At 58.3% G+C, this 10,839-nt stretch carries 12 protein-coding genes and 2 pseudogenes; 8 read left to right on the top strand and 6 right to left on the bottom strand.

Features of this window, described 5'->3' with window-relative positions:
- From ABSE61_RS34625 to ABSE61_RS34615, 3 genes are all read right to left on the bottom strand, one after another.
- Positions 1 to 275, bottom strand: a 275-nt coding sequence (locus ABSE61_RS34625) for a VapE domain-containing protein (RefSeq protein WP_423875681.1), incomplete at its 3' end; no start/stop codon positions are given.
- Positions 276 to 367: 92 nt separating this feature from the next.
- Positions 368 to 544, bottom strand: coding sequence for a hypothetical protein (locus tag ABSE61_RS34620; RefSeq protein WP_423875680.1), 177 nt, complete (start codon positions 542 to 544; stop codon positions 368 to 370).
- Between the two features lie 417 nt (positions 545 to 961).
- The gene (locus ABSE61_RS34615; RefSeq protein ID WP_423875679.1) at positions 962 to 1,150 is read right to left on the bottom strand and encodes a hypothetical protein; all 189 of its coding nucleotides are present in this window, start codon (positions 1,148 to 1,150) and stop codon (positions 962 to 964) included.
- 615 nt (positions 1,151 to 1,765) lie between these two features.
- On the opposite strand from ABSE61_RS34615, the gene ABSE61_RS34610 reads away from it, so the two are divergent.
- The 4 genes and pseudogenes from ABSE61_RS34610 to ABSE61_RS34595 form a co-directional block, all read left to right on the top strand.
- Positions 1,766 to 1,951: a hypothetical protein gene (locus ABSE61_RS34610; protein ID WP_423875678.1), complete on the top strand. Its 186-nt coding sequence runs from the start codon at positions 1,766 to 1,768 to the stop codon at positions 1,949 to 1,951.
- Between the two features lie 271 nt (positions 1,952 to 2,222).
- The gene (locus ABSE61_RS34605) at positions 2,223 to 2,882 is read left to right on the top strand and encodes a GAF domain-containing protein (protein WP_423875677.1); all 660 of its coding nucleotides are present in this window, start codon (positions 2,223 to 2,225) and stop codon (positions 2,880 to 2,882) included.
- Positions 2,854 to 3,399 (top strand): sensor histidine kinase, encoded by a 546-nt coding sequence (locus ABSE61_RS34600; RefSeq protein ID WP_423875676.1) that lies wholly within the window; start codon positions 2,854 to 2,856, stop codon positions 3,397 to 3,399. The genes ABSE61_RS34605 and ABSE61_RS34600 overlap by 29 nt, the downstream gene beginning before the upstream one ends.
- A gap of 228 nt (positions 3,400 to 3,627) precedes the next feature.
- A pseudogene (locus tag ABSE61_RS34595) lies at positions 3,628 to 4,230 on the top strand (ABC transporter substrate-binding protein); the annotation flags it as partial.
- A gap of 18 nt (positions 4,231 to 4,248) precedes the next feature.
- Here the strand turns inward: ABSE61_RS34595 and ABSE61_RS34590 are convergent.
- Positions 4,249 to 4,491: pseudogene (locus ABSE61_RS34590) on the bottom strand (SOS response-associated peptidase family protein); the annotation flags it as partial.
- 554 nt (positions 4,492 to 5,045) lie between these two features.
- Here ABSE61_RS34590 and ABSE61_RS34585 point away from each other — a divergent pair.
- The 3 genes from ABSE61_RS34585 to ABSE61_RS34575 are packed head-to-tail and all read left to right on the top strand — an operon-like array spanning position 5,046 to position 7,815.
- Positions 5,046 to 5,909, top strand: a complete 864-nt coding sequence (locus ABSE61_RS34585) for a site-specific integrase (protein ID WP_423875675.1) — start codon at positions 5,046 to 5,048, stop codon at positions 5,907 to 5,909.
- Positions 5,906 to 6,829, top strand: a complete 924-nt coding sequence (locus tag ABSE61_RS34580) for a tyrosine-type recombinase/integrase (RefSeq protein WP_423875674.1) — start codon at positions 5,906 to 5,908, stop codon at positions 6,827 to 6,829. Before ABSE61_RS34585 ends, ABSE61_RS34580 begins: the two co-directional genes overlap by 4 nt.
- A complete protein-coding gene (locus ABSE61_RS34575) occupies positions 6,826 to 7,815 on the top strand; it encodes a tyrosine-type recombinase/integrase (protein WP_423875673.1) in 990 nt (329 codons plus the stop codon). The genes ABSE61_RS34580 and ABSE61_RS34575 overlap by 4 nt, the downstream gene beginning before the upstream one ends.
- Before the next feature lie 113 nt (positions 7,816 to 7,928).
- On the opposite strand, the gene ABSE61_RS34570 is transcribed toward ABSE61_RS34575, so the two are convergent.
- Both ABSE61_RS34570 and ABSE61_RS34565 read right to left on the bottom strand, forming a co-directional pair.
- Positions 7,929 to 8,414, bottom strand: coding sequence for a cupin domain-containing protein (locus ABSE61_RS34570; RefSeq protein WP_423875672.1), 486 nt, complete (start codon positions 8,412 to 8,414; stop codon positions 7,929 to 7,931).
- Positions 8,415 to 8,496: 82 nt separating this feature from the next.
- Entirely contained in the window at positions 8,497 to 8,964 is a 468-nt protein-coding gene (locus tag ABSE61_RS34565) for a hypothetical protein (protein ID WP_423875671.1), read from the bottom strand.
- Between the two features lie 817 nt (positions 8,965 to 9,781).
- Here ABSE61_RS34565 and ABSE61_RS34560 point away from each other — a divergent pair.
- Positions 9,782 to 9,976, top strand: coding sequence for a hypothetical protein (locus tag ABSE61_RS34560; RefSeq protein WP_423875670.1), 195 nt, complete (start codon positions 9,782 to 9,784; stop codon positions 9,974 to 9,976).
- Positions 9,977 to 10,839: the final 863 nt, after the last annotated feature.

Below are 10,839 nucleotides of genomic sequence, written 5' to 3'. Positions count from 1 at the left end.
GCGGTGCTTTTCATCTCGCCCTGCGGTCCTTCGATGACAAGCATGTGATCCACCTTGGCGCCCGGCTCGAAGATGCGGGCCACCATGGAGATCAGGAACATTGTGCCGATTGTTCCGGTGTAGGCCGTCGTCTCGGCGCCGAGATAGGCGGCGAGCCAGGTGCCAACCCGCGGCACGCCGTCCCAAACGAGGCCGTTAAGATAATCGCGCACCGGATGGAAGCGCCGCTCATGAGCCACAATGTCGACGGCCTGATGGGCGATGTCCTTGGACAACTGAACTAGGCCAGGTCTGCCTGTCGACCGCCGATCTGGCGGCACTGTTCGAGCCGCTGCCGGCGACCGAACGCGAGCCGATCCGCTTTTACCTATGCGGCATTTACCTTCACATACACACCGAGCTTCTCGACCCGCCGTCGCTGACAAATCAGCTTGCGACCCTGTCTCAACCCATCTCTATTTTTCCATCCCAATTTTTTGGGAAAAATCCCGGACGGTTTTTTCAGAAACTGTTTAGCCCGCTTGGTGGTGGTGCCGACCGGCATGTCATTGCCAGCGACTTGACGAAGGCGATCAGATATTGCGGGACCGACAGACACCCGTGGGACTACTGGTACTTGATAAATCCTAATACTTCCGCCCGGGAAGTCCCTATCCTTATGATCGAGCCGTAGATTGCTGCGAGAATATCCTGGGACTATGACCAATTCAGAACGCATAGCTTCCTACATCCGCAAGGCAGACGCTTGCCAACTTCGCTCCAGCGAAGCCGAAAGCGTCGCCGCAAAACACGAATGGAGGGAACTCGCTAACGAATGGCATTGGATGGCAACCCATATCGAGTTGTTGGACAAGTCTGGCGGCGACATCGCGATCGTATCCAACGTCAGGGACACGGACGCCGGATAAGCCGCGCCGGGCTTTTCCGCGATGACGCATCATCCAGATGCCCGAAGGTTTCGTCAGGCCTTTAACGGCGCACGATCAATTTGCGACATATCGTTGTGCTGGACAGTGTGGGTATTGCCGTCGTCCCAAGCGATGGTCAAGCCGCTCAAATCTTTTCCGACAACGGTGCCCTGATCTGTGGCGCTTGCTTGCCAGCAAACACGGTCCTTTGCCTTATGAAGCCTTGATTGTTCGCCGGTCATGAACCCTCTCTTTTGCGCTTCCGAAAGCAGACGCCACACGGTTCAGAGAACGGCCCCGACACTGGCGGGCAGTTAGTGTCGGGGCCATCCTGGGGGAACGGCGGCGCGGAGGGGGACCGACGCCGCGCTCAATCAAAGCCCAGCACACCCGGCTAGTCCCCGCTGTTCAAAATTGCTCACGCTCCGCAATTATCCACCGGATGCGCCTATTAGGTCTTCGAACCGGCTCCACTTTCGCCAGCGCGCTGCCGAGCTTCTAGCGAGGTTCACCCGATCTCCGCGCTCCCGAACACCGGGCTCGGAGCACAACGCATCATGAGCTTCCGTAGGCAATTTAAACTGTGGTCATGTAGTTGGCATGATGTTGGTCATCGCATCCCTCGGCTTGGGTTTTCCGTAGACATCCAGCAGCCACGCCGCCATCTCGGCGTTTGACCCTAGACGGACATTGCACCTGCTATAGTAGCCGCCATGTCCAAGGTGAAAATCGCGTCGCATCCCTCGGTAACCGGTTCACCGTTAGCCATATCTGCCTTATGTTTGCGGCGTTAACTGCACGTCTTAAGATCACGTAAACGAGCGGCTGAAAATATCGCGAGGTTCCAGGAGGGGACCATGAACACAGTAGGACCTGTTTATCCGGCCCAGTTTGTTGTTGGCCAAGCCGCAGTTAAGTTGGTCGCGGATGAAAGCGACAATGCAAACGCGGGCACAATCAAATCAGATCAGCAGCGGCTCGCGGCAGCTCAAGAGGTTGAGGCCGCAGAGGCCGCAACTTCCAGCGTTGACGTCGTGGCTTAAACTTTAAGGCCGCGAGCAATTACAACCGGCGCTTTGGCATGATGCCGACATGCTGATGCAGCCGCCGCATGGCCGTTGTCGAGGGCAGAACCGACATGCCATTCAGGCTGAGCCACTTCTGTTGTTGACCCCAACCGGACAACAGGGCGGCCGGTAGTCCGACCGAAGGCCAATGGATCGATCCTTGGCGTTTGAGTTCCCCGGCGCGGTTTGATGCCGCGCATGCTATCAAGCGGTATGAACCCTAAATCCGACACAGACGAACCCGTAGTTGAAGGGAAACCAGGGCAACGAACCTGAGGATTTGACCGGCCGTGCACTTCGCCTACGTATCCGCCAGCAGGAATTGCTCGCCGCACTCGGGGTGCTGGCCCTCCAGCGCACGAGTTTCTCTGACCTTCTCAAGCACACCGCGCAGATGACGGCCGAAGGCCTGGACGCTGAGTATTGCAAAATCATGGAGTACATTCCGGCAGACAAGCGGTTGCTTGTTCGCGCGGGGGTTGGCTGGGGTGAAGGTGTGGTTGGCAACGCGACCGTCGGAGCCGATTTGGATTCGTCGGCCGGCTACGCCCTCCAGACCGGTAAGCCCGCGATTTCCAATCATCTCGAAAATGAAGAACGATTTCGAACTCCGGAATTGCTCGCCGAACATGGAATTCGCCGTGCCATGAATGTCATACTACAAGGCGATGGTTTGCCATTTGGAGTGCTCGAAGTCGACAGCCAATCTGAAGGAGAGTTCAGAGAGCATGACATCGCCTTCCTGCAAGATGCCGCGAATATCCTCGGTATGGCGATTGAGCAGCAGCAGTACCAGCGCAAACTGCAATCTGCGTCATCAACTCCTGCTCAAGGAAGTCAACCATCGTGTCAAGAACAGCCTTCAAGTGGTATCGAGCATGCTTCATTTACAAGCGAATGCTGCTGACGATCCCGCAGTGAGCGAACGGCTCATGGAAGCATCCACCCGGGTTTTGGCAGTCGGCCGAGCTTACAACCGCCTCGCGTACAATGCCGATTATGAGAACATAGACCTGGTCGTCTATCTGCGGGAAGTCGTCGAAGATTTGGAAGCAACGGTTGCGCCCTGCAAGGTCCAACTTGATACACCCAAAGAAATCCAATTCGCCGCCGACCGCGCCATCCTTGTCGCATTGATCGTCAACGAGCTGATCATGAACGCCGGCCGACATGCCTATCCCGATTCGACAGATGGGGTGATCCGCTTGCAACTCGTTCTAAGCGAACAAGAAGCAGTTTCGATCTCAGTCAGCGATGACGGGATTGGACTGCCTGCTGACTTCGATCCGGCTCTCTCCAAGCGCCTGGGGACTCGCATTGCTTTAGGACTGGCAGGTCAACTGGGCGCTGACTTGACCAGGCAGAAGCCGACCAAAGGCGTGCATTTTACGCTCATTGTACCATTACAAACTGCGGCGAATTGAGCGTAGCTATTTGTATGCAAGCGTGTGAGACCTACGCTCGTCATGCCATTATCTGTTCGTGGCGCGAAACGGACCAACCGGGTCGGTGTGTTTATGTCCGATCATCGGACCTGAAGTCATCAGTTCGGAAGTAAGCCGCCGCTTTTGACCCCAAGCCGACATCACAAGTACCTGTCAATTGTCTGACTGGCGCTGTTACATTGGATCGTGCGTGATGGGGAGCGCGGCATGAGGCGACGGGAGTTTATCGTCCTTTTTGGCAGTGGCGCAGTCGCGTTGCCGCTCGCAGCGCGGGCGCTGGAACCGGGCAAGCTGCCGACTATCGCTGTTCTGGGCAATCGCGCTTCGATCTGGTCTTCCTGGACGGTCGCTTTTTCGGAGCGACTTCGCGAACTTGGTTGGATCGAGGGCCGCACCGCCGCGATTGAGTATCACTGGTCAGAGGGACGCCTAGAGCGTGTTGGCGAGATCGCCGCCGAACTCACGCGGCAGAAGGTCGACGCCATTGTCACATATGGAGGCGCCGTCGCTACTTTAAAGCAGGCGACGACTTCCATCCCGATCGTCTTCGCCATTGCGGTCGATCCGCTTGGCAGCGGCCTTGTCGCGAGCCTTTCGCACCCTGGCGGCAACGTCACTGGGTTGTCGCTTCAACAGAACGACGTCGCAAGCAAGCGGCTCGAACTCTTGCGTGAGGTTGTTCCCGGTCTTCGCCGATTGGCAATCATGTTTGATGCCGGGTATGCGGCGTCCGTGCTGGAGAACGGCGTCCTTCAGACTTTAGCGCGCAGGCTCGGCCTCGAAGTCGCGCCACATGAGATCAGGCGAGCGGACGATATCGCCCCGTCTTACGAGGCATCGATGCTCTGGCCGCAACCAGATGCGCCACTGCCTGCGGCGACGAAGTGTTGCGAATGTTGGTCAGCCGGAGGGCCCAGTACGCAGAGGAGGGGGCATACCCCAGCGCATCATGGTCAACTCTGATCCGCGGTCGGAGTCGCGGATTATTGGCGCAACATAATCAGGAAACACGCCCGGCATCGGCGCAAGGTTGCCGACGTACCTGTTGACGACGCGAAACAGCGCGATCATCGCGGCTTGGTTGGTGGTGATGCTGTAGAGGTTATGCCGACGTCGGCATAATCTCTACTATGCCGACCTCTGGATTATGCCGACCATTGGCTCAGAACGGGCTCTGGCGGTGGCGATCGCTGCGTTGGAGTCGGCATAATCCGATTGGCCTCACAGCGTACAGTCTCCCTCTTGCCAATTGAAGGGAGGCTTTGATGTTGATTGATCTGTCACGAGTTAGGGTATCGGGTCCGCTTTCGGCATTCGCGACTGGGTTTGCCGACCACATGACACGACAAGGCTATAGGCCACAGCAGACGCGCTTTCAGTTATTGCTGCTAAACCACCTGAGCAATTGGCTTGTGAGCGAGGGGCTCGATGTAGGGGAACTACGCGTAAAGGAAGTAGAGCAGTTTCAGCACAGTCGTCATGAAGCGGGTTACAGCTTTCTTCGCTCTATTAGAGCGATGCAACCGATCCTCGGTTACCTGCGCGGTCTGGGAATCGTACCGGCGGCTTTGTTGCCTCCGGCAAGCGGAGTGCTTGAAGCGGCCCTGGCACGATACCGAGGTTACTTGATACTTGAACGTGGCATCAAGGATGCGTCAGCGTCCCGGTATATCGAACTGATGCGTCCCTTCCTTCAAACCAAGGTCTTGCCGGACGGCCTCGCTCTGGACCTTCGAAGCCTGACAGCGGCTGACGTCATTTCCTTTGTGGTGACAAGTTGCCCTCGCCTGAGCCCTGGGACGGCCGGGCTGACGGTGTCGGCCCTTCGATCACTACTCGGTTTTCTTTACGTGGACGGCACCATCGATCGGTCGCTGGTGTCTGCGGTACCGACCGTTCCCGGTCGGCGATTAACCGGATTGCCGAAGGGATTGGCCTCTGACCAAGTGCAGCGCCTTCTGGCGTCCTGCGACACCAGCACCCGAAGTGGCTGCCGTGACTTCGCAGTCCTGACCATGCTTGTTCGCCTGGGCTTGCGGGCAGGCGAAGTCGCCAAACTGCAACTTGAGCACATCGATTGGCGAGGCGGCGAGATCGTGATTGCCCACAGCAAAGGCAATCGCACCGAACGACTGCCACTGCCCGCGGATGTCGGCGAAGCAATCGCGGCTTACTTGCATCACGGCCGCCCGGCAAGCACGCAAGGCCGCACAGTGTTTGCACGGATCACAGCTCCGCATCATGCTCTCACCACTGGCGCGGTAACGCAGATTGTTCGCCACGCTGGCGAACGTTGCGGCTTTGAACGGATCCATGCTCACCGGCTGCGTCACACCGCGGCGACTCTGATGCTCCGCGGCGGTGCATCGCTGCCCGAGATCGGACAACTCCTGCGCCACCGCAACGCCATTACGACATCGATTTATGCCAAGGTCGATCGCGATGCTCTGCGGTCGATCGCCCGCGCCTGGCCGGGAGACGTCGCATGAATGCTCTCCGCAAGGCTCTCGCAGACTACTTTGCGGTTCGCCGCGCCCTCGGCTTTAAGCTCTATCGAGCCGAGAAGCTCCTCGGTCAGTTTCTCACCTTCGTCGAGGATCGCGGCGAGGACCATCTGACAACCGAGACGGCGCTCGCTTGGGCGACACTCCCTCAGGGCGGTCGAACGTGGGCGTTTGCCCGGCTCTCCGTTGTTCGCCGCTTCGCTAATCACCTACGCGGGATCGACCCCGCGACCGAGGTACCCCCGACACACTTGCTGGTGCAGCAAAAAGGCCGGGCCACGCCCTACCTATATTCGGAGTCGGATATCGCGGCCCTCATCGCCGCAGCCGGGACGCTACGGACACCGCATCGAGTGGCGACATTTCGGACATTGATCGCTTTGCTTGCGGTGACCGGAATGCGGGTTGGGGAAGCGATCGGTCTCGACCGCGACGATTTCGACCCTGTCATTGGACTACTCACCATCCGGAACGCAAAGTTCGGCAAGTCTCGCGAATTGCCGCTACATCCGAGTACCGTGGCCGCACTGGTTGATTATCTGCGTCGAGGCGACCGTCCGGCAAACTCGTCGAATACACCAGCATTATTGGTCACTACGGTTGGCACCAGATTCCACTACATGGGTGTCCAGCCCGTCTTTCGTGAAATTGTCGATCGCGCCGGCCTCAAGCCGCGATCAGCGTCATGCCGTCCGAGGCTGCATGACCTTCGGCATGGATTTGCGGTCAATACCATCCTTGACGGATATCGAGATGGCAGGGAGCCGGGGAACCGGATCGCGTTGCTGTCGACCTACCTCGGCCACGTCGATCCTGTCAGCACATACTGGTATCTCTCGGCTGCGCCAGAGTTGCTGACGCTGGCTGGCGATCGTTTGGAGCGGCACCTCCGAGGTGCCGCATGACCGCACTTGCCCCAACCCTGCAAGCGTTCTTCACGGAACGTCTGATACGCCAGCGCCAGGCTAGTCCCCATACACTTGCGGCCTACCGGGACACGCTGCGGCTGTTGCTGGTCTTCGCGTCCGCGAGGAAAGACGTCGAGCCATCGAAGCTAGACATCGACGATCTTGATGCGCCGCTCATCGGCGCCTTCCTCGACCATCTTGAGAAGCAGCGGGAAAATAGTGCGCGCACCCGCAACGCTCGACTTGCGGCCGTCCGTTCGCTGTTCCGGTACGCAGCGCTTCGACATCCTGAGCATGCCGCCGTAATCGAGCGCGTGCTTGCCATTCCACGCAAGCGTTTCGACCGAAGGCTCGTCACTTTCCTTGTTGAACCGGAACTCGATGCGCTGTTCCGCGCACCCGACCGCTCGACCTGGACCGGGCGGCGCGACCATACCTTGCTTACGCTCGCGGCTCTAACGGGCCTGCGTGCGTCAGAATTGATCGGCCTTCGCATCAGCGATGTTCATCTCGGCACTGGCGCGCATGTCAGTTGCATGGGGAAAGGACGGAAGTTGCGGATTACACCGATTACCTCGGGCATGGTCGCCCTCCTGCGTGTTTGGCTCGCCGAGCGCGCGGGTCAACCGGCGGAGTCACTTTTCGTCAGCCGATCGGGGACGTCACTCAGCCGTGACGCCGTCGAACATCGGCTCGCCAAATACGTTCAGATCGCCACCCGTGCCTGTCCGTCGTTGGGACAGAAAACCATCAGCATGCATGTGTTGCGTCATAGCGCCGCGATGCGGCTGCTGCGGGCGGGAATTGAAACTTCGGTGATAGCACTTTGGCTCGGCCATGAGCAGGTCGAAACCACCCACATCTACCTACACGCCGATATGGGAATCAAGGAACGCGCACTGGCTGCGACAGCTCCAGCGATAGCCACTCCCGGTCGTTTTCGACCGAATGATAAGCTTCTCGCATTTCTGGAGGCACTGTGATTATGCCGACTCCAAAGCAGCGATCGCCGCCGCCTGAGCCCGTTCTGAGCCAATGGTCGGCATAATCCAGAGGTCGGCATAGTAGAGGTTGCACACCGGGCGCGCGTCGTACGTTAGTGTTTGTATTCCAGCCAGAACGGTTGAGATGGGTCTTGGGGAGTAGTGCTGGTCGGACCGTATCCGATCGCCTCAACGATCACCTCTTCATCGCCAGCGGAGCCATCCCAGTGGACTGCTTTGGCCGGGTGTAGCATGTAGCTCCCCGGCTTAAGAGGTACGGCGTGATCAGGGTCGAATGTGTCGCCTGTTCCTGTGTACCACGTGCCTTTGAGAACAGTGATGTGTCGGTCTTCGCCGTGCCAATGGGGCCGGTCCATCACATGAGGTGGGAATTTGACACGGGTCACGTAGATGCCTGGCTTGGTTGGGTCGCCCATAACAACGGCGAGTTGAGCGCCGTGACCGTTCGGGAAGTCTTTCCAGTTTACTTCGTCGGGTGTGATCCGGACGAAGCCCTTATCGTCCGTTGCGGCCAGAGCCGACAAACCAATAAGAGCGCACACAAGTACCAGGATGAACCTAGGAAGCAGACCTGTCATCGTCTTTCCCCCTAAACAATGGTCTCGCTATTTGACTCTACCACATCGATGTCGTCTCAGGCTGAAATCTCTGTGGTACAGCTCACCGCATCGCCGCTGCCGGTGATGTCGGGTCCGGTACCTTGCCCAGCCGCAGACCGATCAAGTCCGGCCGTCTCTTCTTGCCGTGACCCTTTTCGCACTTCGCGCAGTAGAGCGCCCTCCGGATCGTGTGCACCGGCCGCTCACGCGGCCAAATGACGAGCGCCAAGTCTACGGTCTGCGCATGGTTGCAGTGGTGGCGTTGGACTTCAAGCAGCTCATAGCCACCGTGAAGGGCATCGGCTATTGAAGGCGATGGCTGATCCTGCCCGCCGAGGAACAGGCGGGTCGACGACAGTTCGCAGTCCAGCCGATGGGCCTCGGCGAGCGCGAGATCGGCGGCACCATGGGCCGCCGCGACCTCCTTCGTCAGGCGGCGGTACTCGTTCTCAGCCTTGCGCAGTTCGGCGGCAAAGTGACGCCGGTCGCGGCCGGAGAGGGGGATATGGAGAATGCGAGCGGCTGACATCCCCCCATGATCGCGCTGATTAGCGCGGGACGGAAGCCGCTAGGGATTGTTGTGGATTGCGCGGATACCGCCAACGGCGGCCCAGCCTTGGGGGAAGACTGCAGCTGTCCTTGGAGCGGAGGACATGGCGCCCGGTAATGGGGGGCATTTTTCCGGGCGTCGAGTCAACGGTTCATTCGGACCCCAGTGCCCTCAGTTTGAATCTGGTGAAGTATTCCCGGTTGCCGTCTCAGGCTCGGGCAAGTCAACCACCAAACCTTGACCACGTCGATCAAGCCTGTTTTCCAAATGAAAAGGAATGCAGCAGTTCCGAGTAGAAAGCCGTCGAGGGGGTGGCCATAAGTCGCAAGTACGAGAGTCCAGCCAATGACCGTCAATAACCCCAGCCAGCGAGCTCAATGATTCGATCTCCGGTCTCTCTGGGTTCTTCCGGTGTCACGTTCCGACTATATCACTCAGGTTGCAGTGTCCTAATTCACAAGTGCGAGTGTTTAGGACAGCACGGGCACGGGGGTACCGGCCTGTTTCGACCCCTGGTGGCCTTATTTGAAATTGGCAGTGGCCTGATTTGGTTTTATGCTGGGAACCGGACAGGCTTGGGAACCTGTTCCTAAACTCCCCAAAATTGCCATGCCGCGTTTGTTGCCGTCCGACAAATGTCCGAAATGTGCTGGACCGCTGAAGCGGCAATCGACGCCGCTCGGAACGCTCTACGCATGCGAAAAGTGCGACGCCGACGATCCGATGAAGGCAAGCGAGAATTGGCTTTCGGGCGAGCTACGGAAACCGAAGTAGGATATTTCGAGACGCGTTCGCCATGAAGCTGCTTACCGAATATCTTGACCGCGCGATTGCCCTTGAACGCCTTGCGGCGAGCGAACAAGATTCGGATTTCAAAACCCAATTATTAAACCAAGCGGCGGCCTATCGTAAGCTGGCGGCCGAGCGCGCCGAACAGTACGGGATGCCTGCTCCAAGTCCGCCGGAGATTCCAGATGGCGGCGCTCCCTAAAGGCCGCCGCGCGGTGGGCGAGCGACCAAGGTACTGGCCTGTTTCGACCCCAGTGGCTTAGTTCGAAAAAGCAGTGGTCTAATTTTGTTGTGTTCACTAGGGAACAGAATCCCGGATGGCGGAATATTAAAATCGTGACTGCAAACCCAACGGTTAGGACCCGTACATACGAGGTCGTGTCATGGAGCGACGCCGCGTCAAACAAACGGTCTCCCTCAGGGATCGTCTTGCTTTATTTGCTCAAGAGATCAGAGAAAAGGCTTCACAACTTCGACCAGGACCGGAGCAGGACGCGCTACTCAAGAAGGCGCGTCAGGCTGACATAGCATCGCACTTAGACGCCTCGGCCAATTCGCCGGGTTTACAGCCACCGAAGTAGAAGACGTCTAAGTCGCTGAAACCAAAAAGAGCTGTGAGCGTACCGTACCCGACAGGTGGCCCAATCTGGCTCCCGCCTGATACGGGAACCGGACCATGTGTGGGAAGTGCGCCGAACTCGACGGCAAGATTGACCATTATCAGCGTCTATCTCGCATGATTGACGACAAGGCTGTCCTTGATGGCATCAAGCAACTCATAGAGCAGATGACGCTGAAAAGGCCGCGCTTCGTTCCGAGCAAGCTAAGTAAAGGCCCGCCAGCTGGCGTTACTCCCGCGGTCTCTTGAAAATAGTCGATGTGAACGCGCTGCACCGGCTGTCGTGCGAATGCTACGACACTGCGACGGCATATCGGAATATTGTCTAAGTGTCCGACTCATAATGATTTCATTTGATTTCAAGCTCTTGCGAGGCGCCGCGTGAGGGTTCGGATGTGGGCGACGAACGCCCATGCGACTGCGCTGGCGATTGTCGCTTCGAAATC

Source organism: Bradyrhizobium sp. (assembly GCF_049519115.1).
Classification (GTDB): Bacteria; Pseudomonadota; Alphaproteobacteria; order Rhizobiales; family Xanthobacteraceae; genus Bradyrhizobium.
Note: the sequence above shows the minus strand (reverse complement) of the source record. Positions and strands in the feature narration are given on the sequence as shown.

Bases quoted from the DNA above. Each gene is read 5' to 3' on its own strand.
- ABSE61_RS34575 (WP_423875673.1), top strand. From the start codon at position 6,826: ATGACCGCACTTGCCCCAACCCTGCAAGCGTTCTTCACGGAACGTCTG.
- ABSE61_RS34570 (WP_423875672.1), bottom strand. From the start codon at position 8,414: ATGACAGGTCTGCTTCCTAGGTTCATCCTGGTACTTGTGTGCGCTCTT.
- ABSE61_RS34600 (WP_423875676.1), top strand. From the start codon at position 2,854: ATGCTTCATTTACAAGCGAATGCTGCTGACGATCCCGCAGTGAGCGAA.
- ABSE61_RS34580 (WP_423875674.1), top strand. From the start codon at position 5,906: ATGAATGCTCTCCGCAAGGCTCTCGCAGACTACTTTGCGGTTCGCCGC.
- ABSE61_RS34610 (WP_423875678.1), top strand. From the start codon at position 1,766: ATGAACACAGTAGGACCTGTTTATCCGGCCCAGTTTGTTGTTGGCCAA.
- ABSE61_RS34620 (WP_423875680.1), bottom strand. From the start codon at position 544: ATGCCGGTCGGCACCACCACCAAGCGGGCTAAACAGTTTCTGAAAAAA.
- ABSE61_RS34560 (WP_423875670.1), top strand. From the start codon at position 9,782: ATGAAGCTGCTTACCGAATATCTTGACCGCGCGATTGCCCTTGAACGC.
- ABSE61_RS34615 (WP_423875679.1), bottom strand. From the start codon at position 1,150: ATGACCGGCGAACAATCAAGGCTTCATAAGGCAAAGGACCGTGTTTGC.
- ABSE61_RS34565 (WP_423875671.1), bottom strand. From the start codon at position 8,964: ATGTCAGCCGCTCGCATTCTCCATATCCCCCTCTCCGGCCGCGACCGG.